26 protein-coding genes are annotated in these 25,664 nt (G+C 31.3%); 23 read left to right on the top strand and 3 right to left on the bottom strand.

Annotated elements, in window-relative coordinates; genetic code table 11:
* The 11 genes from RR554_RS09170 to RR554_RS09120 all read left to right on the top strand — a co-directional run.
* On the top strand, positions 1-574 hold a 574-nt coding region (locus RR554_RS09170; RefSeq protein WP_332463944.1), incomplete at its 5' end, for a MucBP domain-containing protein.
* 540 nt (positions 575-1,114) lie between these two features.
* Positions 1,115-1,957, top strand: coding sequence for a winged helix-turn-helix domain-containing protein (locus tag RR554_RS09165; RefSeq protein WP_332463945.1), 843 nt, complete (start codon positions 1,115-1,117; stop codon positions 1,955-1,957).
* A 427-nt stretch (positions 1,958-2,384) separates the two neighbouring features.
* Positions 2,385-3,206, top strand: a complete 822-nt coding sequence (locus RR554_RS09160) for a winged helix-turn-helix domain-containing protein (RefSeq protein ID WP_332467871.1) — start codon at positions 2,385-2,387, stop codon at positions 3,204-3,206.
* A 124-nt stretch (positions 3,207-3,330) separates the two neighbouring features.
* A complete protein-coding gene (locus RR554_RS09155) occupies positions 3,331-4,272 on the top strand; it encodes a N(5)-(carboxyethyl)ornithine synthase (RefSeq protein ID WP_332467870.1) in 942 nt (313 codons plus the stop codon).
* 676 nt (positions 4,273-4,948) lie between these two features.
* Positions 4,949-5,767, top strand: a complete 819-nt coding sequence (locus RR554_RS09150; RefSeq protein ID WP_332463948.1) for a response regulator transcription factor — start codon at positions 4,949-4,951, stop codon at positions 5,765-5,767.
* 341 nt (positions 5,768-6,108) lie between these two features.
* Entirely contained in the window at positions 6,109-8,394 is a 2,286-nt protein-coding gene (locus tag RR554_RS09145; RefSeq protein ID WP_332467869.1) for a lectin-like domain-containing protein, read from the top strand.
* A 9-nt stretch (positions 8,395-8,403) separates the two neighbouring features.
* Positions 8,404-8,778, top strand: a complete 375-nt coding sequence (locus RR554_RS09140; protein ID WP_332467868.1) for a hypothetical protein — start codon at positions 8,404-8,406, stop codon at positions 8,776-8,778.
* Positions 8,759-9,559 carry a WxL domain-containing protein gene (locus tag RR554_RS09135; protein ID WP_332467867.1) on the top strand — a complete coding sequence of 267 codons (801 nt, stop codon included), beginning with the start codon at positions 8,759-8,761 and terminating at the stop codon, positions 9,557-9,559. The genes RR554_RS09140 and RR554_RS09135 overlap by 20 nt, the downstream gene beginning before the upstream one ends.
* A 26-nt stretch (positions 9,560-9,585) precedes the next feature.
* Positions 9,586-10,359 carry a WxL domain-containing protein gene (locus RR554_RS09130; RefSeq protein ID WP_332463952.1) on the top strand — a complete coding sequence of 258 codons (774 nt, stop codon included), beginning with the start codon at positions 9,586-9,588 and terminating at the stop codon, positions 10,357-10,359.
* A gap of 122 nt (positions 10,360-10,481) precedes the next feature.
* Entirely contained in the window at positions 10,482-11,552 is a 1,071-nt protein-coding gene (locus RR554_RS09125) for a DUF916 and DUF3324 domain-containing protein (RefSeq protein WP_332467866.1), read from the top strand.
* Between the two features lie 13 nt (positions 11,553-11,565).
* A complete protein-coding gene (locus tag RR554_RS09120) occupies positions 11,566-11,799 on the top strand; it encodes a hypothetical protein (RefSeq protein WP_332463954.1) in 234 nt (77 codons plus the stop codon).
* 219 nt (positions 11,800-12,018) lie between these two features.
* On the opposite strand, the gene RR554_RS09115 is transcribed toward RR554_RS09120, so the two are convergent.
* Positions 12,019-13,509 (bottom strand): helix-turn-helix domain-containing protein, encoded by a 1,491-nt coding sequence (locus RR554_RS09115; RefSeq protein ID WP_332467872.1) that lies wholly within the window; start codon positions 13,507-13,509, stop codon positions 12,019-12,021.
* A 682-nt stretch (positions 13,510-14,191) separates the two neighbouring features.
* Here RR554_RS09115 and RR554_RS09110 point away from each other — a divergent pair.
* From RR554_RS09110 to RR554_RS09065, 10 genes are all read left to right on the top strand, one after another.
* Positions 14,192-14,620: a hypothetical protein gene (locus tag RR554_RS09110; protein ID WP_332463956.1), complete on the top strand. Its 429-nt coding sequence runs from the start codon at positions 14,192-14,194 to the stop codon at positions 14,618-14,620.
* On the top strand, positions 14,620-15,867 hold the full coding sequence (locus tag RR554_RS09105) for a hypothetical protein (RefSeq protein WP_332467865.1): 1,248 nt from the start codon (positions 14,620-14,622) through the stop codon (positions 15,865-15,867). The genes RR554_RS09110 and RR554_RS09105 overlap by 1 nt, the downstream gene beginning before the upstream one ends.
* 143 nt (positions 15,868-16,010) lie before the next feature.
* The gene (locus RR554_RS09100) at positions 16,011-16,574 is read left to right on the top strand and encodes a helix-turn-helix domain-containing protein (RefSeq protein WP_332463958.1); all 564 of its coding nucleotides are present in this window, start codon (positions 16,011-16,013) and stop codon (positions 16,572-16,574) included.
* 19 nt (positions 16,575-16,593) lie between these two features.
* Positions 16,594-17,766: an MFS transporter gene (locus tag RR554_RS09095; RefSeq protein ID WP_332463959.1), complete on the top strand. Its 1,173-nt coding sequence runs from the start codon at positions 16,594-16,596 to the stop codon at positions 17,764-17,766.
* 216 nt (positions 17,767-17,982) lie between these two features.
* Complete coding sequence (locus RR554_RS09090; protein WP_332463960.1) at positions 17,983-18,660, top strand: hypothetical protein; 678 nt, start codon at positions 17,983-17,985, stop codon at positions 18,658-18,660.
* 21 nt (positions 18,661-18,681) lie between these two features.
* The gene (locus RR554_RS09085) at positions 18,682-19,221 is read left to right on the top strand and encodes a YqeG family HAD IIIA-type phosphatase (RefSeq protein WP_332463961.1); all 540 of its coding nucleotides are present in this window, start codon (positions 18,682-18,684) and stop codon (positions 19,219-19,221) included.
* Positions 19,222-20,058 (top strand): VanW family protein, encoded by an 837-nt coding sequence (locus RR554_RS09080; RefSeq protein ID WP_332463962.1) that lies wholly within the window; start codon positions 19,222-19,224, stop codon positions 20,056-20,058.
* A gap of 72 nt (positions 20,059-20,130) precedes the next feature.
* Positions 20,131-20,640 carry a GNAT family N-acetyltransferase gene (locus tag RR554_RS09075; protein WP_332463963.1) on the top strand — a complete coding sequence of 170 codons (510 nt, stop codon included), beginning with the start codon at positions 20,131-20,133 and terminating at the stop codon, positions 20,638-20,640.
* A 127-nt stretch (positions 20,641-20,767) separates the two neighbouring features.
* Positions 20,768-21,268 (top strand): GNAT family N-acetyltransferase, encoded by a 501-nt coding sequence (locus tag RR554_RS09070; protein WP_332463964.1) that lies wholly within the window; start codon positions 20,768-20,770, stop codon positions 21,266-21,268.
* A gap of 23 nt (positions 21,269-21,291) precedes the next feature.
* Positions 21,292-21,600 carry a hypothetical protein gene (locus tag RR554_RS09065; protein ID WP_332463965.1) on the top strand — a complete coding sequence of 103 codons (309 nt, stop codon included), beginning with the start codon at positions 21,292-21,294 and terminating at the stop codon, positions 21,598-21,600.
* A gap of 152 nt (positions 21,601-21,752) precedes the next feature.
* Here the strand turns inward: RR554_RS09065 and RR554_RS09060 are convergent, their stop codons facing one another.
* Together RR554_RS09060 and thiD are read right to left on the bottom strand one after the other, a co-directional pair.
* Positions 21,753-22,313 carry an ECF transporter S component gene (locus RR554_RS09060; RefSeq protein WP_332463966.1) on the bottom strand — a complete coding sequence of 187 codons (561 nt, stop codon included), beginning with the start codon at positions 22,311-22,313 and terminating at the stop codon, positions 21,753-21,755.
* A gap of 2 nt (positions 22,314-22,315) precedes the next feature.
* On the bottom strand, positions 22,316-23,143 hold the full coding sequence (gene thiD / locus RR554_RS09055; RefSeq protein WP_332467864.1) for a bifunctional hydroxymethylpyrimidine kinase/phosphomethylpyrimidine kinase: 828 nt from the start codon (positions 23,141-23,143) through the stop codon (positions 22,316-22,318).
* A 120-nt stretch (positions 23,144-23,263) separates the two neighbouring features.
* Between thiD and RR554_RS09050 the strand changes: the two genes are divergently transcribed.
* Positions 23,264-24,709 (top strand): aminotransferase-like domain-containing protein, encoded by a 1,446-nt coding sequence (locus RR554_RS09050; RefSeq protein WP_332463968.1) that lies wholly within the window; start codon positions 23,264-23,266, stop codon positions 24,707-24,709.
* Positions 24,710-24,756: 47 nt separating this feature from the next.
* Positions 24,757-25,664, top strand: a 908-nt coding sequence (locus RR554_RS09045; RefSeq protein ID WP_332463969.1) for an NADP-dependent oxidoreductase, incomplete at its 3' end; no start/stop codon positions are given.

Here is a 25,664-nt window from a genome sequence, read left to right as displayed (position 1 = left end):
CCCAGAAGTTTTAACTGGTAATGTAGGTGATTCATATGTGTCGGAAGAAAAAGAAATACCAGGTTATACGATTAAAGAAATCATTGGAGAACCTAGTGGTTTAATATCAGAAACGGCAGTGGATGTAATATACGTATATACTGATAATTCTGCTAAATTAATAATACAATTTGTAGATAAGTATAGTTTATTACCAGTTAATTCAATCGATCTTCTAACGTACAGTGATGGTTCACTTATTAATAATAACCCTAATATTATTGACTATTACTATGTAAGAGATATAAATGGACAGACAGAACGTATAGAGCAAAATATACCTCTGGATGAAATTATATACGATGTTAAAATGGGTGATCCTATAAATGTTCCTAATAAAATTGCTTTTAAACTATATAATGATAAAGATGAATTATTATCAAAAATTGATAATGGAAATCCGGATTATTTAAAATATGTAGGCTTTACTGATTATCGTGCAGAGTTGATGCCTTATGATAACGACACCATTATGGACAAGGTTACTGTCATAAAATATGGAGTTACTGTGACACCTATAGCTATACCTTTTTAAAGAAATGAAAATAGATATGTGTAGATAAAATAACTGGAATTTTAAAAGTTTAAAATATTGCTTTAAATAATGAAGTGGAAGTTAAAAAAAGTCTTTATTTCTTCTAAATTCCACTTTACTTACTTGTATTAAAATACTATCAATGAGTAAAAGAGTATGAATCAATATTAAAAGAATAATTAAAACCTTAAAAATTTTATAGACAAAAAGAAGATAGAAAAAGTAATTTAACTATTGTTTTGTTAGTTTATATTCATTATTTCACAAAACAACTATTAATGTATTTGACACATTTGTTATATTTTGAATAATTAGAAACAGATGTGTACAATATATTATAAATTTCAATATATGACCTAGAGTAATATAGGCGTGTAGATAAATATATCCTAATGAAAAGACTAAAACTTAATGAGAATACATCCGATTTATTAATAAGGAGTGTATTCACTCCCATTCGCTAAGAAGTCATTTCTAAAGTTTGATGTAGTTAAATTTCTATTAGACTTTTTATAAAAATTGAAAGAGGTTTGAATAAAAATGAATGAAGTAAAAGATAATAATCAACTAGTAGTAATTAGCCAAGATGTTTTAAATAAACAATCAGAAAAATTTGTTACATCTTTTGATTCAAGTTTTCTAAATATAAAGTTGATGAGTACAAACATTTTTGAAGATGAAAAAGAACTGGATAAGCTAAAAAAAATTAAAGCAATTTTATTGATTGTTGATACAGAAAAAGAATCAACAATCGAAACATGTTCGACTATATTAAGAATAAGAAATATTACAGATTTACCAATATGGCTTTATTCAAAACCTTATTTAGCAATTGAAAGAGAAGTTTTTTTAAATATTGGAATCGACGGTTTTTTTGATGAAAATCAAAGTATGCGTGAAGTAGAGTTAACTATTTTAAACTTATTAAGACGAACAAATAGTCTAAAAGGACATGTGAAACAAACAAGTATTTCTAAAGATGTACTGTTTATGTCTGATAAAAATAAAACAAAAGTATCAGTAGAAACTCTAGATGAAGATAAAATGCCTATTCTTGAAGAAATAAAAGAAAAAAAAGAATATAAAAAGAGTGTAGCAATGATTTTAGATGATGAAGATGAACATATTTGGATAAACAACATAGAAATCCCATTATCAAATAAACAATTTATATTAGCTGAACTATTAATTTCTAATAAAAATAAGATTGTGGATTATGAAACAATTTACACAACTATTTGGGATGAAGAATATGATAAAGAAAAGCGAAATATGGTCGGAGCTGTTGTAGCTCAGCTTAGAAGTAAATTTGAAAGAAATAAAATAAACACTAAATTTATTTATAATGTACCAAATACTGGTTATAAACTTGCAATTGCATAGAATTAAAGATGATCAAGCTTTTATTGATTATAACAAACAATATTTTTATTGCTTATTTTTAACAATTGACTAACCATATGTTAATAAAATCACATAAACACTTAATTATTATATAATTAAGAGCTGGAAGAGGCAGACTTTCAAAGTCGGCCTCCTTTTTTTTTAAAAAAATCATTTTACATTGGATAGATAAATATTTTTATGAAAATATATTAATTTTATTTTGCTATTTAAATAATTGTTCACAAAGAGCTTAGTGTTATATAAACACATAAAAATCAAATAATAGCGAAAAGCTGAAACTTAAATAAAAGTGTTTTGTTTATTAAAAGCGAATTGTTATCTCCATTCGTCGAGTAAGTCGTTTTACCTGTCTAGTAAAGAGTCTCTACATTAGACTTAAAAAAATTGAAAGAGGTTATGACAAATGAAAACAGAAAAAATAAATAATCAATTAGTAGTGATCAGTCAAGACGTTTTAAATAAACAATCTGAAAAATTTGTAACGTCTTTTGATTCAAGTTTTTTAACAATTCAATTGATGAGCACAATTATTTTTGATGATGAAAATGAATTAAATAAGTTAAAAAAAGTAAAAGGTATTATATTAGTTGTGGATACTGATAAAGAAACAACTATAGAAACGTGTTCCTTAATTTTAAAAATTAGAGATATAACGAAAGCACCGATATGGCTTTACTCAAAACCATATTTAGCTATTGAAAGAGAAGTTTTCTTGAACATTGGTATTGATGGTTTTTTCAGTGATGATCAATCGATGAGAGAAATTGAATTAATTATATTAAACCTTTTAAAACGAGCAAAGGAGAAGGATGTAGAGATTAATAAGACAAAAAATATTTTGGATTTGCCTGAAATGACTTCAAAAAACAAACGAAATAATTATCAAAACAGAAAAAATAATAATGTATATAATGAAAAATTGGAAGAAAAAAGAAAAGTAGAAATTGTTTTAGACAGTGAATTGGAAAATATTTGGGTAAACGATTTAGAAGTATTATTATCAAGTAAACAATTTGTTTTAGCAGAGTTGCTTATTTCCAATAAAAATAAGGTTGTTGATTATGCCACAATTTATGTGACAATTTGGGGTGGCGAATATGATAAGGATAAACGAAATATGGTTGGAGCTATTGTTGCTCAACTTAGAAGTAAATTTGAACGTAATAAGATAAGTACAAAATTTATTTACAATGTACCAAATACTGGCTATAAGTTTGTTCTTTAAAATGTAAAGAACGAAGTCAAATAAAAATAGTGAGTAACTACTCATATCTAAGATATTGTATTAAATTAAGAGTATACTTAGGATAGGTGCTATGACACTTGTTATGTACAAGGAGGAAAATATTATGAAGTTAGGATTTATTAAATCAAATTTTCCAAATGAACAAAGAGTGCCACTGCTCCCTGGACATATCGATAACTTTAAAAATGACATTTTTATTGAGTCCGGTTTTGGCGAACATCTAAATATTACTGATCGAGATTATGAAAAAAAAGGTGCAGTAATTTTAGCGCGTAGCGAAATTTTTAAAACATGCAGAGGGATTTTTTCTTTAAAATTATTACAACCTGATGATTATAAGTATATTCAAGAAAATCAAATAATTATAGGGTGGACACATCCAAAGGGATCAGGCAAACAGTTTATGATTGATCAGGCTATTCCTAAAAACTTGATTGTAGTAGATTTAGATAATAAAAGACCAACAGTTTTTTTCAAAAACGAAGAATATAGTCCGAATTGGGTTCCAGAAGATTTTGTTTATCAAAATAGTTTTTACGCAGGGTACGCAGGGACAATTCATGCGCTGTTAAATTATGGGATTTTGCCAACAAATACTGTCAAGATTGCTATACTAGGATCTGGGAACGTTTCTCAAGGAGCGTTTCATGCTATATCAAAATTTTCGGATAACGTAAGGATGTTTTATAGAAAAACAATGTTTGAGTTTAAAACGGAGATAAGTCAGTTTGATGTTGTAATTAATGGGATAGACGTTGGAAATACTGGAAAATCAATTATCTCAAAAAATGAGCAGAAAAAAATGAAGGAAAATTGTTTAATTATTGATGTGGCTGCAGACGTTGGAAATACTATTGAGGGAACCGATTTTACAAGTATTGAAAAGCCTATACGTTATGAATCAGAAACAAAACTCTATTTTTATGCTGTTCCGAATACACCGACGTTGGCTTATCGAAATACTAGTGAGGTTATTAGTGAACAATTTAGCAAGTATGTATATTCTAAGGATATCAGTTTATTTTTAGATTTAGTAGGTGCTTAAAATTTATTATGTAAAAGGTTCATAAAATTAAAGATAGTGTAGTAAAAGCTTTTGATTATTTTAAGGTGATTTATTTACGTTTAAAAGATAATTAATACTAGAAGCATAAAATGCAATGTGATTTATTCACATTGTTTTTTTATTTATTCTATTGCTTGTAACCTTACGTCATGTTTTATAATTTATATAGGAGGTATTAAATACGATAAATAAAAAAGTGTTACCAATTCAAGGAAAGTTATTTCCTGCTACATGGATTTATATCATTTTTTTAGAGAAAGGTAACAATTTGATTCCTTTATTAATTATACTACTTTTAATATTGTTCTTAATGTTCTTGCTATTAAAGACAAAATAGAATTAATTTCTGTATATCACTAATACGAAAAGCTTAAAGAATAGTCCTTAGGCTTTTTTTTATTTATCAAGCAGTTAATTTTATATTGTTTAGCAACTGTTTTTTGCAAAAGAATATAAAATTTGGAGCAATATTTAGCGTAATATAAGCACATAAAGATTAGTTTGTAATGAAATGCTAAAACTTAATGAAAATATTTCTATTTACTGCATGCGAATTATTGTCTCCCATTCGTTGAGTAAGTCATTTCAACTGTCTAGTGAAGATTTATTCTACATTAGACTTTTTTTATTTAAAAATTGAAAGAGGTTATGACAAATGAGAGAAGAACAAAAAAATAATCAACTAGTAGTGATCAGCCAAGATGCTTTAAATGAACAATCTGAAAAATTTGTAACGTCTTTCAATTCGACTTTTTTAGTGATTAAACTGTTGAGTACAGCTATTTTTAATGATGAGAAAGAATTAAAAAAGTTGAAATCAGTTAAAGGGATTTTGCTAGTTGTAGATACAGACAAAGAAACAACGATTGAGACATGTTCCTTAATATTAAAGATAAGAAATATAACAGATGTGCCGATTTGGATTTATTCAAAACCGTATATTGCAATTGAGAGGGAAGTTTTTCTGAATATTGGGATTGATGGCTTTTTCGATGATAAGCAATCAATGAGAGAGATTGAATTAGTTATATTTAATCTCTTAAGGAGGATAAAAGATATTAAAGAAGAGAAGGTTGAGGTTATTCCTTCAAAAGATAGTGTAAAGTTTCCTGAAAGGTCTCGAAAAAATAAGCAAAGTAGTTACCAAAATAAGAAAAAATCAGATATATCTGAAGAAAAAAGAAAAATTGAAATTATTCTAGAGAGTGAATTAGAAAAAATGTGGGTCGATAATCTAGAAGTTTCTCTATCGAGTAAGCAATTCATTTTAGCTAAATTACTTATTTCAAATAAGAATAAGGTTGTTGATTATGAAACTATTTATGCCACAATTTGGGGTGGTAGGTATGATAAAGAGAAAAGAAATATGGTTGGCGCTATTGTGGCACAACTTAGAAGTAAATTTGAGCGCAACAAGATAAACATAAAATTTATTTATAACGTACCAAATACCGGTTATAAGTTTGTTTTTTAAAAAAAATAGAGATTAAAAATTTTAAGCAGATAATCTAGATCATTAGTTATGATTTATAAATAACATTGAAAGATTTATTTGCTTGTTTTTTGAGTTTATATAAAACATTTTTATCTTGTTTTTTAATTATTTTATATTTTCATGCTTTTTTTTATCTCAATCTAATATAAATACTTGTGAAGTTTTTCTGATACGATGCATTGAGAAGTGTAGTTGTAACAATTTTTTACTTTTTTAAGTGAAAATAGGCCTAGCGTTGAGGCTGTTTGTTATAACTAGAAAACATGCATTGTTATGAGAAACACTTCACTTTTTTTATGATTTTAGAAAGGAGGAGAAAGTTGAAAAGACCAATAATAATTAATAAATTAGCGATTTATCTAATGTTTATTTTTTTGATTGGCTGTGTTAGTTTACCCCGTATAGTTGAAGCAGCTAATGATACATTTACTGAGCCCATTGATTCAGTAGATGTATTTAAAGATATGGAAGTATCATTATCCGTTTTAGATAATGATGAACATGTCTTGATAGTTAATTACCCCACCAACTTTAAAGTCAATGAGCAACAGATAAAACAGAAAAATGCTTCCATATTAGAAAAATTTGTTATTAAAAGTAATGAACAGCAACTTGTACTTACCATAAAAGAAAACATGATGAGCCAGTCCGTTATTATTGTGGGTCAGTTTTTAGCTATAGGTGAATATTCTTTTTCTGCTGAAAATGAAAAAAATGAGTCATCTGAAATAACCGTTCAAGTTGTAGAGAATGAAGATGAAACTTTTGCAACAAGAAGCAGTTTTCAAAATGTTGTCTCACATAATACTTCTAGTTTAACTAGAATGATGTCCTTACCTGATGATCCTGATATTTTACCTATTAATAAAATTTTTCAAGCCCCGATTGGTACGAGTACAAGTATTTTAGAAAATGGAAAATTACTGCAATTAAATCCAGCTAAGAAAACCCAAAGAGGAGCCATTTGGTCAAAAGAACAGATTAGTTTACTTTCAGATTTTACGTTTAAAAGCTATTTGTATCTTGGTGATCAATATGCTAATGCTGCTGATGGGATGACGTTTACTTTGACTAATGATCCTAGGATGACTGTTTATCCAACGAATGTTATTGGTTCAACTGGGGTAGGAATTGGTGCGTATTCATCTGGATATAATCAACCCTATATTAGAAATGCGTTATCAATAGAGTTTGATACGTACAAAAACCAAGGAAATTCCGATCGAATGGACAGAGAAATTACGACAGATAACAAGGGGTATGGTCATGTGGCATTTGTTACACCAAAAATTAATAATCAAAGTTATACAGGAGAGCATTCTGGTGTAACGGTTGCACCTACGTACCTTTCTAATAACAGCTGGCGAACATTAATTGTTAAATGGAATGCTAAGGAGCAGAAGCTGACCTATGATTTAGAAGGCATTGGAAGTAAGTCTTATGTTGTTAGTAATTTGTTGTCTCAATTTGGTTCAACAAGTGTGTATTGGGGATTTACTTCATCAACAGGTGCTTTCTTTGAAGAAAATTCTTTGGCAATTACTGAGATACCTTCAAATGTGACATCAAAGGCAGAAATTAGACGTACTGATGGTGAGTATATGACTGAAGTTGAAGCTGGAAAAGGTGACAAACTTTTCATCAAAAATAAGTTAAATGTGGAAAATGACTTTATTGATGATAAAAATTCCCAAGTTACTTTGGAAATTCCTCAAGAGCTGACATATATTGATAACTCACTCACCATTGATGGGAAACTATTAGATTCAAACGAATTTTCTCTTATTGATAATTTGTTAACAGTAAATATAAAAAAATATTTAGCTTCTAAACAGGAATTAGTGATTGAATTAGAAACTAATGTAGAAGACGCTTCTGTTGAAAGAGAAGTTTCGACCAGTTTTGGTTATTTGGAAGACTCGGTGATGTTCTTACGTTCTAATAAAGTGAGTGTTAATATTACAAAACCAAAAGTCCAAACGCTTAATGTGTTTTATAAAGAATTAGAGACGGATATTGATGTGGCTCCTACCAAAAAAATAACAGGTGAACTAGGTGTGCCATATCAAGAAGATGCACTAAAAATTAATGGTTATGTATTAGATCATGATTCAGGAAATACAAGTGGTATTTATTCTGAGGGTTCTTCAGATATTTATTTTTACTACAAAAAAGGCGAGTTGGTGTTTGTTTCTGCCCCAGAAGTTTTAAATTTTGGTGACAACTTAACTATTGAAACAACGGATAAAACTTATCCAATCTTGTCACAGAAAAGTCAGTTAGTTGTTCAAGATTTTAGAGGTGATCATAAAAAATGGCGTATGACCGCAACACTACTTAAAGAGCTAACCAATCAAGATGACTATGTTTTAAAAAATAGTTTGTATTACAAACAAAATAATCAAGAAGACGAGTTTAGTATAGGTAATGCCATTAATATTATGGAAAACGAAACAATTAATACACAACCAGTTGATATTTCATCCTTTTGGTCAGGTCTTGAGAAGGGGCCTATTCTAAAAGTGAAGGCAGGAAAAGCTGCTGCTGGTAATTATTCTGGAACGATTCAATGGGCACTGGAGGATGTGCCTTTGAATGGAGGTTAGGAGAAGCGCATGAAAATAAAACGTAATATGTATCACTTTACCTTTTTACTTCTTGCTAGCCTCTTAATAATGGGTAGTTCTATGACATATGCTGAGGAGAGTAAGGAGTATGACTCCCGAGGAAGTATTGGTTTTTATGGGTCCTATGAGTATCCTAAAGAATCAAGTGACACGTCGTCAAGCAGTGATATACCTAAAACAGGCAAGGTCATTATAAATGCTCCTGCCAACAGTACGGCTAGCTTTAGAAAACGTCTACTTCCTAAGACAGGAGAAAAACAGCAACGTAATGATGTGATTTTAGAAATAATTCCTATTTTGGGGTTCTTTCTATGGTTAATAAAGAAAAAAGGGGATATGAAAAATGAAATCAAAAATAATTAAAAGTATGGCATTAGTAGCTGTAGTGCTACCAATCACTGCTACAGTAACATTTGCTGAGGAGGAAGATTACTTAAGAAATTATGAAAGTGGTGGAATGATTCAGTTTACACCAGATAGTAACCCAACTGATCCAACAGATCCGGAAAATCCTGATCCAGATAAACCTGTATTTCCATGGGATCCAACAACACCAGATCATAAACCAAATCCAGGTACAGATGGACCATTAAGTATTGATTTTGCTTCAAGTTTAGATTTTGGAAATAATAAAATTACAAATAAGGACATGGTTTATTTCGCAGAACCACAATTTTTATGGAATGAAGATAAAACAGATTTTGATCCTGCTTCTGCAAGACCTCATTATGTCCAAATTACAGATAAAAGAGGAACTAATGCAGGATGGTCATTGTCATTAAAACAAGAAGATCAATTTAAAAATGATAGTACGTTAAATAAAAAATTGACAGGTTCAAAATTATCTTTTAAAAATGGTGTGGCTGTTTCTAATATGGAAAACGTTGTGGCTCCTGAAACCTTTGATATGCTTGATATTGTTCCCGGTGAATCAGTGAAAGTTATGTCAGCAGCTATTGATTCTGGTGCTGGTACGTGGGTAGATCGTTTTGGTTCGTTAAGTATGGTAGAAGTAGAAGGCAAACAAGTTCAAAAGAATACTAATATTTCTTTATCTATTCCAGGTAAAACACCAAAAGATGCGGTGAAATACGAAACTAAATTGCTTTGGACACTTACTGATGTTCCAAATAATGATAAATAACGGTAACTAAAAAAGGAGAATACAGAATGAAATCAAATATCACAATCGCTTTAATTAGTACAACGCTTTTAATAGGTGCAACTCAAGCAGTCGCGGCACCTGGATTATTACCAGCAAATCGTAAAACAGATGCACAAGTTAAATTTATTGAAGATGAATCTCCAACAGATCCAACAAACCCAACAGATCCTGATCCAGAAAAACCGGTTAAACCAGTAGATCCAACAGATCCAGAAAAACCAATTGAACCAGGAACAAACGGTCCGCTAAGTTTAGACTATGCCTCTATCTTAGATTTTGGTGAACAATTGATTTCTGTTAAAGACAAAGTGTACTACGCAAAACCACAATTGTTATTTGGCGAAGATGGCATAGTGGATGAAGCCAATCCTGTTCCTAATTACGCTCAAGTGACAGACAAACGTGGTGGTGAAAAAGGTTGGGCTTTGAGTGTTAAACAAAATGGTCAATTTAAAGCAGAAAAAAGTGGTAGAGAGTTAACCGGTGCTGAAATTACGTTTAAAAAAGCGGTAGTTGATTCAGTGTCGACATCTAAAGCTCCAAGTATTGTTAAGTCAAGTTTTTCACTAAAATCTGATGGGACAGGCGTAGCTGAAAATGTTATGTCCGCAGCTAAAGGTGAAGGTTTTGGAACATGGGTTTACCGATTTGGAAATGATGTGACTAAAGCTGAAAGTATTGAATTAAGTGTTCCAGGTGCAACAGCTAAGGACACGGATACATACAAAACAACATTGACTTGGACACTCACTGATATACCAGAAAATGAAGAGAAATAGTTAAAAGTAAAAGAAATAAACTGCTTTTAGTTGAAGAGAAGAGTCTGTAGTAGTTCTGCTACAGTCTCTTTCTTCTTGTTTCAACTGGTATCTATTATTTTTTAGAAAGAGGATTTAATTAAATGAGAAAAAATAAGAAATCGCTGATTTTGATACTAGTTGTGTTAATAAGTGTCTTGATTGGGAAAACAAGTGAGGCATCTGAATTAAAATTTAGCGTAGAGCCGGTATTGCCTGAGAATCAATTCGACAAAGAAAATACTTATTTTGATTTAAAAGTATCTCCAAATCAAAAACAAACGTTGAAAATTCATATGCGTAATGAGACAAACCAGGAAGTAATCGTAGAGCCAGTTATAAAACCTGCCACAACAAACTTAAATGGGGTGGTTGAATATGGGGTTTCAAATAATAAATTAGATCAAACAGCTCCGTATGATATATCAACACTGTTAAAAATAAAAGAAAAAGAAGTGGCAATTCCAGCTAAAAAAGCTATTGATTTAGAATTGGAACTTCATATGCCAAAGGAATCATTTGATGGAATTTTGGCAGGTGGTATCACGTTACAAGAAAAAGAGAAGGAAAAAACAAAGAAAAAAGAAACCAAGAAACAAGGATTGGCAATAGAAAATAGGTATGCTTATGTTGTCGCCGTTGTCTTACGAGAAAATGAAAAAGAACTTAAACCAGCTCTTGAGTTAGATAAAGTTGAAGCTAGTCAAGTGAATGCTAGAAATGTGATTAATGTTACTTTAAAGAATCCAGAGGCCCGTTATCTGAATCGTTTATCTGTTGAGTCGACGATTACCAAAAAAGGCAGTAAAGAAAAGTTATATACGTCAAAAAAAGAAAATATGCAAATGGCCCCTAATAGTTCTTTTGCATATCCAGTTTCTTTGAATGGTGAAAGGTTAGAATCTGGAAATTATACGTTAAATATGATGGCAAAATCAGGTGACAAATCTTGGAAGTTTACGAAAGATTTTGAAATAGGATCAAAAGAAGCTAAAGAGTTAAATAAAAAAGATGTCACTATTGAGGTAGAATCATCTCTTTGGTTATATCTAATAGTTTCTGTATTAGTGGCAATAGTTATAGGCTTGTTATTTACCGTTTTTTTAATGAAAAAGAAAAAGAAAAAAAGAAAGAGCAAGAAAAAGAAAAGTAAGAAAAAAACTAAAAAGAAATAAGTTAAGAGGTTGTATGAAAAGTCAAAAAAAGTTAGAAAATAACGTGTTAGATTTACTGATTCGAGAAAATAGACCCATTGATTTAGATGAAATTTTAGAGGCAACGGCATTAGAAAAAACGAATTATCATAAATTGATGATTGTCAGCATGCTTCAAGATGTTTCCTTCATTGAGAAAGAATACTTGATAATTGATAAGAAAACTAGAACTTTTTTTAAGTTTAAGGATGTAGCGGATAAATCTTAAATTATTATTTTTTAGGTAAAAATTAGCCAGTTTATTATAAATAAAGTAAGCTGATTAATGATATCCTTTAATTGTAAGGGAAATCTGATTTTTTTAGAGTACTAATATTCTTCCTGAAAAAGAGATTACGTCAGTCTGGGTAACTTCAAAAAATAAACCATTTATCATGAAAATGACTTAAATTTTTTGTGATAAGTGGTTTATTTTTATTGGTGAAAATTATTCAAATGTTTTTTTGTATAAGTAGCTGGAAATAAAAGAAATAAGATTTGTCCAAGTATCTTGGTTAAAGACATTCTCGAAATAAAAGGACTTTTTTGATGTGGAGCTACTTTCATGGGCATCAGAAACAATGATGTCTGCTTCTTCAATATCGTCACAAAAACTAATTAAATTCTTGTTGAAAAACTGAAGTAGGATGCTTTTGACATATGCAGTATTTAAGATGCCAGATGTGTGCATAATGTAGATGGAAACAGGTTTTGTTTGACGATTCATTTCGTAAATAATATATAGTAGAGAAATAAATTTATCTTTTTCTAATGAATTAATCGGAAAATTTAAAGGCAAGTGAAGAAGTAATTCTTCGAGTTTTGGTAATATTTTTTTATATTCCTTTTTGGATTGAAATGAGTCTAAACTTCGATCAAGTGAAACGTTTAAAAATTGATCGACTTTGAATCCTATATGTTTCTCATAAATATAAGTGAATATAAGTAAATAGTACGACTCAATGTAATTTCGGTAACCATAATCAAAGGATAGATAAGTTTTGAATAGTTCTAAAAATCGTTCGATATCAGTTGCAACAGATAGATTTGAAGTTAAATAGCGTTTAACTATTTTTTCTTTTTCTTCAAAAGAGTCTAAATCTGAAATCAGACCACGAGCGAGAAAACTAAGTAATATAGATTCATCTTCAATTATTTGGGGACAAACATTGAATTTTGATAGATTTAAACAGGGTTTCCCGCCATAAAAAAGCAGAATATCTTTTTTGAAATTATCGCTCATTTCATATGTTCTCTTGTAATATACTAAACGATAAGACACAATGCCAGTCATCATAGTTAATCGTGTTCGTTGTGTGTTTGAGAGAGCTTTTTTTATTTTAAAGCTGTCAATTAAATAATCAATGTCGGTAAATTCAAGTGGTAATTGCTTTGAGAAAGGGTTATCATCAACAACATTAAAAAAATTCCAATAGGTAAGATAAAGAAAATAACGAACACCAAGTTCGTTGCCGTCAAAATTAAAATTTGTTTTAAGGTTAATTTCTCCTTCAAAACGTAAAAGTAAACTTTTGATTTGAGAGAGCGTTTTATAAATAGTAGGTTCGCTAAAATTTAAATCATAAGCAATTTCTGAAATGGAGTAATATCTTTTCTTTAGTAGCGCAAACATGGTGATATAAAGAGAGCTTTTTTTGACGTAATCTAAGCGGAGAACTGTAATAATATAATTGATTGTAATGTCTGCTTGAATAAAAATTTGTAATTTTTTTTTGGAGTTTTCTTTTAATACAACTTTCTTTTTAAAAAGAAACTTTAAATCATCCTGCAGCTCTTTTATATAACGGCGATAGGTTTCATTCTTTAAATCAAAGGTATCCATTAGATCTTTTGCAACTCGACCTTGGTCTGAGTATAAAATACGTTTAAAAATATCTAGTTTTTGTTGTTCTTTTGGATTAATGTAATATTCTAACATCAAATGCTCCCCTTTCATGATTTTTAATCCTTTACTATACAGTTTCCCACGCAACACTTTTTTATAATTATTTACTTTTGAGAGTATTTGATATAAATAAATATAATTTTTTTTGTAAGTGATTTTAAAATAACTAGTAGCGTAATGAGGTTAAAAAAAACTTCTTATTTTTATTAAAAAAAAGAGATAAGTCTGTTTTTTTTTGAATTTCTATCACACTAAAAAAAGATAAATGTATCAGTTCATTTATTTTTCTTGATAAGAACGGTGTGATAAAAAAACAAGAGGTTTTGAATTCTAGCAGAGGTTTTAATTCGTTACAAGGCAAAAAAATTTAAAATATTTTTTTTTAGCAACGTTTAATGTTTTAAGGTTAATTGAAAATGGTGCTATAAGTGGTTTAGTCGTTTCATATTAAAAGTTGCCTATACAACTGTTTGTAACTAAATTAAAATTTTGATGAATATTTATCTTAAAAAACTATTGTTTTTCTTAGTAAGAAACATCTAATGTAATAACGTCTGTGTTAGTAAATAGTTAAAACAGATAATAGGCATAATTCAGAAAAAAAAAGAAAACGAATGGTTACCTCTATTTTTACGATTATTATAGTAATGAACTTGAAAGAAAGTTGTGAAGACGCTATCATGTAATTAAATAACTAATGTTAGGAGTTAGGAAAATGGAAGAGTATTTAGGGATGGTATCTCATTATGAGGCTCAAAAAAAATATGAAAAGAAAACAATCATTTTTTCAATTGCCTTAATAGTGGGAGCAAGTTTATTTGTATGGATAGATAGTATTCGAGTGAATCCTTTGGTCATTTTTGCTTTAGCAATGGGACTGGCTTTTTTTTATGCTATAAAAGGAAAAGTAGTTAGTAAAAATTATGACAAAGTTTATGATTACTTGAAAAAATCAGAACCTGAAATCATTAAAAACAAAGAACTTGTGTGTTTTATTGATTATAAACTATCTCAAGAATTTAAAGATGAGCCTGATAAGTTAATAAATTTTTTAAAGGCTAAAGAAGTGGATAACAGTTTTAAAGAGAGTATTAATCAAATAAAACAAAGGTATGACTTGTTAGTCAGTGAAGGTGAACAATAATGAAATTAAGACAAACGTTATTAGGGATTGCTTTATCTTTTTCAACGATTGGTGTTATAGCAACTTCTGTTGATAATCAAGCGTATCAAGAAATATACGATCAACAAAAACAACAAGAAGTTAAAGTGAAACAGGCTCTTGATTCAGAATTTATTTCAACTAAAGATGAAGAAACTTTAGAAAACATGCTAGTTTCATTTGATAAGGCTAAAAATAAAGATAACAGAGAGTCTCTAAACGGCATCATAAGCCAAGAAAAGAAAGTATTAGATAAGGTTGAAACTAACTTAGTTTCAGAAGAATCAAATGTAGCAAAAGAAGAACATGCGACACTTTCAGGTGATGTTAAAAAATTAATAAAAAAATTAGATGAACCATTCATTTTAAAAGCAGATAAACAAGAAGCAAAAGAACTTGAAACACAATTAACTAAAGTAAAAGAAGCAAAAAAAGTTAAACCAGTTAGAGAGGTGGCTGATGCAGCAAAAACACTCTCTTTAAAAATTCATGGAAACCAAAAAGAAGCCAAAGAGCTTTCCTTAGCGTTAAAGACTATTAATGAGGAATCAGCTAAACTATCTGAAAAAAAATATGTTTTTGAATCTGATAAAAAATCTTTAGAAAAGGATAGAAAAGAAAATACGCAATTTTTTAAAGACGCAGATGACTTAGCGGTTATAAAAAAACGGAAAAGTGATTCGGATAGTCTTTTAAGTAGTGTTTCAGATAAACGAGATAAAACAGAAACAGACTTTAAAGATAATGAAGAAAAATCTCGTGATTTAGCAACTTCCATTGAAAAATTAGTAGCTGATGGAAAATTAACAACGGAAGAAAAGACAGGTTTAACGAATCATCTTAATCAGTTGAATGATTCTTTAGCGTTAAAAGAGTATCAACCAGGTGATTTGAAAACAAATTACGATGGACAAAAATCTGATTATGACAGTTTTTTAAAGAATAGTAATAAAAAAATTGCAGAAGAAAAAGCACAGGCTGAAAAAGAAGCTAAAGAACAAGCACAGAAAGCTCAAGAAGAAGCAAGACGAGCAGCCGAAAATAGTCAAAAAGAATCCAGTGTTTCATCAGATGGGTGGCACCAAGCTCCAGCTGGTTATAAATATTTAAAAGTAACAAGTGGCTTAACATATGGGCAAGTGAAAATACCAGGGAATTTTAGTTTGATTTCAGAAGCCGAAGCTAGTAATTATCGACCAGGTCATGGGAATGGCTCTGCTAAGCAGTAAAAGAAAGAGTTGATTAAATGTTGCCTTAAAGAGCAATTCTTAATCAGCTCTTTTTTAGTTATGTTGTTAATTATAATTAATATTGTTAAATATATTTACATGATATAAGAATTTTGCTAGGATACTTTTTGAGGAGGTATTTTATGAATCTAACGAATATTTCAAGTAAAGTTGTGTCTTATCGGCAAAAAAATCAGTTAACCATTGCTCAAATGGCTCAAGAAACAGGCTTGAGTACAGCGCTAATCAGTCAAATTGAGCGTAATTTAGCTAATCCCACATTGTCTGTTTTAGAAAATTTAGCTAAGACGCTTGGTATGTCACTCTCTGAGTTTTTATCAGAAGAAATTGATGAGGAGTCTTTGGTTTTAAGAGCCTGTCAACGAGAGAATGTTTTTTATAATGAGGTAGATAAACAAACGTATCATAACATTTTGACACCTGAGGTCATGAAATCAAGCATTCGTCTTGCTCTTGTTCATATTGAACCTAAAACTAAAACGTTGAACGGTGAGTTTTTTTGTCATAAAAATGATGAAATTGTTTTTATTCTTTCTGGTACAGTATTAACTCAATATGACCATACTCATATTGAACTACAAAAAGGAGATACCTTGCGTATACCAGCAAATAAAAAGCACTACTATCAAAATGAGTCAGATGATGTAGTTGAGATGTTAACAATAAAAACAGCTCGTAATTTTTAAAAAAGAAAGAAGTGGTTAAGTGGAACAAGAAGAAAATAAAATGTATCGCTATTTATTGATGTTTGGTCATTTGTTTACAGATATTAATCAAGGGGCACTACCAGCAATTATCCCGTTTTTAATTGCTCAACAAAATTTAAGTTACGCTTCAGCTGCTAGTTTAGTCTTAGCTGCCAATCTTGTCTCTTCATTTATTCAACCGTTAATTGGTTATTTAGGAGATAAAAAATCACGACCTTGGTTTATGAGTCTAGGCATTTTACTTGCCGGAAGCGGAGTTGCTCTACTTGGCTTTAGTTCATCATATATTATTAGTTGTTTATTGGCATCACTTTCTGGAGTTGGGATTGCGATGTTTCATCCTGAAGGTGGCAAAATTGCCAATTATGTGGCAGGTGCTAAAAAGGGGAGTGGTATGAGTATTTTTGCTGTAGGAGGAAATTTAGGTTTTGCTATTGGCCCTATTATCACGTCACTTGCTTTATCTATTTGGGGAATTAAGGGAACCATTGTTTTATTAATACCAGCAGTTATTATGTCGGTAATTATGCTAGGGTTTAATCAAAAATTAAAAGCATTCACACCGAAAAAAACAGCTGATGAATTAAATCAAGAAAAAGCAGTGACACAAAGAGATGATTGGGTGTCTTTTTCAAAAGTTTCAAGTTTGGTGTTTTGTCGTTCCATTCTTTTGTATGCGTTAATGACGTTTATTCCACTGTTTTTGATTAGTCAATTTAGCATGAGCGAACCACGTGCTAATATGAACTTAACGGTTTACTCTCTTGTTGGTGTTGTTGCCACATTAGTCGGTGGACGTTTAGCAGATCGGTTTGGATTGGGAAGACTTATCAAATTTGGTTTTTCTTTGTTAGCTCCGTTAATGTTAGTAATGATCTATGCAAGTACGCCATTAATTTTTACCATATTGATTATTCCAATTAGTTTTGCGATGAACTGTACTTACGGCTCGTTAATTGCGTTAGGTCAGTCGTTTGTTCCTAATCGAATAGGCTTAGCTTCTGGAATATCTCTTGGGCTATCAGTCAGTGTCGGTGGGTTATTTGCGCCAATTATTGGTTTTACTGGAGATAAATTTGGTTTAATGAGTGCGATGTATGTCATATTTGGTTTTTCTGTTCTTGCGCTCTTATTAACTTTTATTATGCCAAAGAATCAAAAAACATCTTAAAACAGACTTCGAGTTAGTCTGTTTTTTTGTTTGCTTATGTTCAAATATCTTCTTAAATAACACACATATTGTGATTGACAGTCAAATACTATATAATTAAAATTGTCACAAGAAAATACTTTAATTATTGAAAAATTAGTTTGTTTTTCAATTTTTTTATAAAAGAATGGGTTAAAATATTGTGAAAAAGAAGAAGTGAAAAAGGGGAAGTATATTATGACGAAACGTCATCCAGAGTTAGTTGTGATGTTAACACATAACGACGAAACAGTTGAGAATGCCTATGAGATTTTTGATCAATGTAAACACTCAAAAGCTGAATTTTGGGGATTTAAAGATACGGGACTTCCGATTAGCCAGATGAAGGAACTTTTTTCTTATATGAAAGAAAACGGTAAGAAAACAGTACTAGAAGTTGTTGCCTATACGGAAGAAGAATGTATGAAGGGCGCCAAAATGGCTGTAGAGTGCGGATGTGATATTTTAATGGGGACGTTATTTTTTGATTCAATTAATGATTTTTGTCAAAAAAGTCAGTTAAAATATATGCCGTTTGTTGGTAAAGTAACAGAACACCCATCTGTTTTAGAAGGTTCAGTGGAAGAGATGGTCGCTGAGGCGAATGAATATCTTCAAAAAGGCGTTTACGGGGTTGATTTATTAGCCTATCGCTATACAGGAGATAAAGGTCGTTTAATTGAGAAGTTGGTAGCTCAAGTGGATGCCCCTGTTTGTGTGGCTGGTAGTATCAATAGTTATCAACGAATCGACACGGTAAAAACAGCTGATTCGTGGGGTTTTACTATTGGCGGCGCTTTTTTTGAAAATAAATTTGAAGGTGCTTTTAGTGAGCAAGTTGATTTAGTTTGTGATTACTTAAAGACCAGTTGTTAAAATTTTTGGAGGAAATGACTTATGTTTAAATTATTTTATCCGTACGAATATGTGGATAGTGTTTTTGCAATAGATTATGAAAAATTACAAAATAAGGGATACAAAGGTATTATTTTTGATATTGATAATACCTTAGTTCATCACGGAGAAGAGTCGACAAAAGAGGTGGACGCTTTGTTTCAAGAGATTCATGGCCTAGGTCTAAAAACCTTGCTGTTATCTAATAATTCTGATGAACGAATTATTAGTTTTCTTGAGAACATTGACGCTCCTTTCATTAGCTTGGCTGATAAACCTAAAACAGATAATTATTTTAAAGCTGTTGAGATGTTAGGCATTGAAAAGAACGAAGCTGTCATGGTGGGAGATCAATTGTTTACGGATATTTATGGGGCAAATTTAAGTGGAATGGCTAACATTTTAGTTAAATATATGCGTTATGAAGATGAAGTGAAAATTGGTATTAGACGAAACATTGAAAAAGTATTACTAAATTTTTATCAACGGAATAAAACCTATCAAAATCGAATTGGCGATATTGTCAGAAAGGGGCAAGACTAAATGGTATTTTGGAATAAGGACTTACTATTTTGCGATATTAACCCAACGTGTTATGCAATCTCCCTTCAAAAAGAAATTGCTAAACGTCATTTGCAAGATATGAAAAGAAAAGACGTATTTGCCTCGAATTTTCAAAGTGATGTCTTGCCCAATATTGTATCTGAGCACCATTCTAATATGATAAAACGCGCAAAAGGCGTGAATCTGGAGTCCCAATTAAATAAAGCTAACAATATTGACATTGCGTGTAAAAAACTCAACGGGCTATTAATTAAACCAGGAGAAGTGTTCTCGTTTTGGAAACCTGTTGGTAGAATTACAGAAAAAAGAGGGTATAAAGCAGGACGTGTCATTGAAAAAAATCAATTAGTTTTAGGCATTGGCGGTGGTATTTGTAACTTGGCTAATACCATTCATTTATTAATTGTTCACAGTCCTCTAGAAATTACAGAGTTTCATACCCATTCGGATGCTCTAGCCCCAGATGAAGGAAAAAGAGTACCGCTAAGTGCTGGTACATCAGTAAGTTATAATAATGTGGATTATCGATTTAAAAATACCACAGATCAAACATTCCAATTAATGTTATGGTGTGAAGGAGAAGAGCTCCATGCAGAACTTAGAAGCGAGAAGGAATTTCCTTGGACGTATCAATTAGTGGAAGAAGATCATCACTTCAAACCAGAAGGGGATAAATTCTTCCGTGTTTCAAAAATATACCGAGAAACATTGGATAGAGAAACAAAAGAAGTTTTAGACCAAACCTTAATTTGGGATAATCATTCAGAAGTGATGTTTGATTACGAGTTAATACCAAAAGACCAAATAAGGGATTAAAAATAAACAATCGAGAGCTTTTTATAAAAGTGTTTCGGTTGTTTTTTTAGTAAAATAATTGGAGGAAATTAGATGGAAACTAAAAGATTACAGATTCTTGATGCCAATGCAAGTGATATTGATACTATTATTGAGATTGAATCCCACAAAGATAATCGGGATTACCTATGGATTGGTACTTACGAAGAACACTTAGCAGAAATAACTGATCCGAATCATGTTTTATGGGTGTTTAAAACAAAAGAGACAGCAAAAATTATTGGGTATGCTTTAGGTAGATTAGATAAAGCCTCTGAAATTTTTGAATTAAGGCGCATTGCTATCGTTGAAAAAGGTTTAGGATACGGGCGAGAAGTCATGCAAGAGATATTAAGATATGCTTTTGAAACATTGAAGATGAACCGATTTTGGTTAGATGTTTATCCAGACAATGAAGTAGGAATAAAGCTCTATGAGTCTTTAGGTATGACAAGAGAAGGTGTTTTAAGACAAAATTATAAATCAGAACGCGGGTTTTTAGACCAAATTATTTATGCCATGTTGTTGGAAGAATATCAACAAATGTCGAACTTGTTTTATTAGTCACATATAAAAGTAATTTCTCCTATGCCATTTTAGAATGGTACTTTTGTTGCATATATTTTGTTTGTTTATCAGAAAGAGGCTATACTCAGTTTAAAGGGCTTTATTCTAATCAGGAGGTTTATTTATGGAAACAAACCGTTTATTTATCACGCCTGCTACAAAGGATGACATTGAAACTATCATTTCGTTTGAACAACATCCTGATAACCGTCTATTTATTTTTAGAGGAACATATGAGGAGCACTTAGCAGAAATAGCTAATCCTCTAAAGGGATTGTTTATCATTAAAACAAAAGAAGAGTTGAAGCGTATAGGTTTTGTTTTATATGTTTTAGACCCTGAGTCAGAACGATTTGAGTTAAGACGAATTGCGATTGATTCAAAAAATAAAGGGTATGGTCGTGAGGTTTTTCAACGTATTTTTGAGTTAGCATTTGAAGAATTAAATGTGAATAAAGTTTGGCTAGATGTTTATCATGACAATGAAGTTGGGATTCATTTTTATGAAAGTCTAGGTATGGTTCGTGAAGGAGTATTAAGAGAGAACCATAAGGAAGAACGAGGTTTACTAGATCAGATTATTTATTCGATGTTAAAAAGAGAATATGAGGCGCTAAAAAAATAATTTAAGGGATGGGGAATAAAAGAATGAAAACAAACAAAGAAATGCAAGCAACACTTAAAAGTATCACGAAACGATTAGATGGTTCAGTGCATGAAATGTGCTCAACTAGACGCAGAGCATTAACAGAGGCTGCTAAAAGAGATGTTGAAAAAGCGTTGAAAGAAACAGAAACAGTGGAGACTGATTCAGAAGAGATGAGTATTTATTTAACAGCATTAAAGGATACAAAAACAGCCCTATCATCGATTTCTAAAGACCAAATTGATGTATCAGTGGATAACGCAAGAACGAAATTAAATATTGGGTTTTATGAGTTAAAAGATTTATTATAAAAATAATATAACAAAGTCACTATTCCGTTTTGGAATAGTGACTTTTTATTGTTTAAATATGATATGTCTTATTTTTAAAGTAAATAGTTGTGCTAACGTTCATTTTTATTTATAAAAGACTATTAAAAAGCACTGATTTTGTGTCATTTTTTTTATTTACGTAACATTTTAGTTGTTAATTTGCTGATTGGCGGATAAAGAATGGATACAATAATAATCGCAGCAAAAGCATTAATAACCGTAATATAAAGTGTTCCAATACTTGCTGTGACAGAAACTCCAAATGAAGCTCCCATTAATAGTTGAACCATTAAATTTTTTAAAAAGGTCATTGTAATTTTGGCAATGGCAGCAAAAGCCATAATTGTTGGAATGAACCAAACTTTGTTTTTAAAGTGTTTAAATTGGAAGTAAGCAAGAGTTAGCGCACCACCAACAACGAAACTTTCTAAGATAAAGTAAGGTGCTTCAGGTGCAAAACCATTAAGTACATCAAAAATGGCAAAACCAATCCCACCAGCTAATGACCCTTTAACAAAGCCAAGTGTTAAAACTGCTAAGCATAAAATAGGCATCCCGAAATGGAAAAATGGGTTACCAACTAAAGCCGGTAAAGGTACTCTAATGCTTGTTCCTACCACTGTGAGTGAAGCAAATAACCCCATTAAGACAATTTCAGATAGCGTCCACTTATTTGTTTTTACATGAATCATAATTAATCCTCTCCTTTTGTCATTCTTTTTTCTGCTTGATTGTAAGCTCCGTGCCAAACGTATCCTGTAAAATTATTTAAAAAGAGACCGTTTTCAATTGCACTTGTAACATATTCTTTTGCTAAACATACGGCGTCATATGGTGACAAACCTTTAGCGATACCTGCAGTGATAGCTGCTGCAAAAGAACATCCAGCTCCGTGATTTGTTGATGTGTCAATTTTTTTATTGTGAACCAATTTAAACTCTTGACCATCATAAAATAAATCAGTTGCAACACTACCAGGAAAACGAGAACCACCTTTTATAACGACAGATTTGGCACCTAATTGATAAATTTTTTGTGCAGCTTCTTTTAGCTGATCTTGTGTTTCAATAACAGACATCTGAGCCAGTATTCTAGCTTCTACCAAATTAGGTGTCACTATATCAGCGAGTGGGACAAGACGTTGAATCATGGCATTAACCAATTCAGGTTGCAGTACATCATCATTTACTTTGACTGCCATAACTGGATCAAGAACAATTTTTTTTTGTTTATTTTCCTTAAAAAATTTCTCAATAACACTGATTACTTCAAGACTTCCTAATAGGCCAATCTTAACAGCATCAAGGGCGCCTCCTGAAAAGGCAGTTTGAATTTGTTTTTCTAAAATATCAATTGGCATAGGGAATATCGTAGGAAGCTGAGTACTTGGATCAACTGTTAAAATACTTGTAATCGAGCTTAATCCAAAGGTACCATATTCCTCAAATGTTTTTAAATCAGCTTGAATACCAGCACCACCACCAGCATCTGAGCCTGCAATTGTTAAGACTTTTTTAACCATAAATAACACCCCTAACTTCTTATGATTTTAGTTTATCACGAATTAGTTTTAATCCTACATCCAATTATAAAAAATTGGACCCATCCACTTTTATGCTATAATTAAGTTAGAGGTGATGACATGGAAATTAGAATAGATAAACGTAGAAAAATTCCATTGTATCGACAAATTATGAATCAAATCATCAAACAAATGGATGAAGGCCTATTACTTAAGGGAGATAGACTACCATCAGAAAGAGCTTTAGCTATTGAGTCAGGAGTCAATAGAAGCACTATTGTTCGAGCGTACGACGAACTTTATGCTCAAGGTTTTGTTGAAAGAAAATCAAGTAGTGGAACCTATGTTTTAGGGACAACGAAGGAGTCTTTCAGTGGTCATCATCATGGACCTCTTTTTTTTATGAAAGACAAACGATTAACAAAAGACCCGTATGTCAAAAAGTTGGACGAATTAATTAAACGAGACAACCCACGTTTGATAAATGTTTACACAGGGGAGCTGCCTTTTGATTTAGTGCCAAATATCAGTTTACCTAGTTTTCATTGGAAAGAATTTTTACAAGAAGAAGTCTCTGCTTTGGGGTATTTGGAATTAAGACAAACCATCCAAAACTTAATGATCAAAACCTATGAATACCAGCCGAAGGAAGATGAAATTATGCTGACTGCTGGTGGTCAACAAAGTCTAGTTTTATTGATGCAAAGTTTGTTAAAACCAGGAGATGTTGTGGCCATAGAAGACCCTTCCTTTTTTAATGGGATGTCATTGTTTAAGTCGATGTCTATCAAAGTCATTAAAATTCCAGTTGATGCAAATGGTTTATGTGTGGAAGAATTAGAAAAAGTCCTACAAACTGAAAGTATTCAAATGGTTTTAACTAATCCCAATTTTCAAAATCCAACAGGAAGTTCCATGTCATTGAAGCGGCGAAAGAAATTAGTGGAGATTTGCCGCACTTTTAGAATCCCGATTATAGAAGATGATGTGTTTGGACAACTTTCTTATGATGTCCCACATGCTTTACCGTTATTAAAAGAATTAGCTCCTGAAACTGTTATTTATATAGGGTCTTTATCCAAAATATTAGGAAAAAGAATGCAACTTGGTTGGATAGACGCGCCAAGTCTTGTCTTAAATGAAGTTATTAAATTAAGAGACGAATACGAAAGTGAATTAAGCATTTTTCCACAAGTATTAGCGACACATGCTTTAAAAGATGACACATTTTTAAAGCAATTGGCAGATTTAAGACATCAATTAAAGGAAAAAAAAGATTTTTTAGAAGAAGAGTTGAACGCTAATTTAGAAATGAAATTGACATGTTCATTTCCTGATGGAGGTTATTATGCTTGGTTAACGTATGAAGGACGGAAGCTGGTGAGAGAAGATTGGAACTTATTATTAAAGCATCAGATGGCCGTTTATCCAAGTTTTTTAAATGCTGAAAATGCACAAAGCTGTCGTATCAACTTAGCTCGTTTAACAAACAGCCAAACAAAAATGCTTGTGAGCCGTTTTAAAATAATTTGTCAGCTGTGGGAGACGGATTCATTGAATGATTGATATAACTTATTTATAATAAGTGTAATAAGAAGAAGGAGTGAGAATTCATGGTTTTAAGTAAAGTATTTGGCTTTAATCAATACGGCAATGTGGATGTGTTTCAGGAAAAAGAGTTAGATGTCACGTTAACTGAAAAAAAGACAGTCCTGATACGTGTTGAAAGAACTAGTGTTAATCCTTTTGATATTGCTGCTAGAAGTGGTCAATTTGCTAAAAATAAACCCTTAGAAACATTTAAAGTTCTTGGGAATGAAGTTCAAGGAGAAGTTGTTGAGCTGGGAGAGATTTCGAGTAATTTAAACGTTGGTGATAAAGTGATAGCCTTACTGCCAAGTGGGGGAGATGCAGAATATGTTGCAACAGCTAAAAAAAATGTCTTTAAAATTCCTAAGGGGATGTGTCTTGATGTTGCGGCAAGTTTTCCTATGGTATCAGAGGCGGCATTATGGACACTTGACCCTCATTTTTATGAGTTGAAAGACGGAGATACTTTAGGAATTGTTGGTGCCTCAGGAAGTGTTGGAAGTGTCATTTTACAATTAGCTAGAGAGAAAAACATAAAAATTATTGCCGTTGGTAGTCAAAAGAACGCAGAATATCTAAAAGAATTGGGAGCAGATAGTGTGGTTGATTATCGAAATGAAAAAGATATCCTCACCCACCAAAACGAAGCAGATTATGTTATTAATGCCTCTTTATTTAATCAGGGAGAAGATGTAGCGATTGCCTTAGTGAAAGATAAAGGAACTATTCTTGGCTTAAATAGTGTGCCAGACGTTAGTTCTAAACCAGGAGTTACAGGGATGGTGCTGAATCGAACAAAAGACATGACTAATCAACGAGCAATGCCAAGATTACTTGCATTTTATGAAAAATATGGTATTCAAGTTAAAATCGGGTATCAATTGCCTTTAAGTTTAGATGGTGTAAAACAAGCTCATGAGTTATTTGAGGG

The sequence above is a fragment of the Vagococcus sp. genome (assembly GCF_036639995.1).
Taxonomy (GTDB): Bacteria; Bacillota; Bacilli; order Lactobacillales; family Vagococcaceae; genus Vagococcus.
This window is presented reverse-complemented; position numbering and strand designations above follow the sequence as displayed.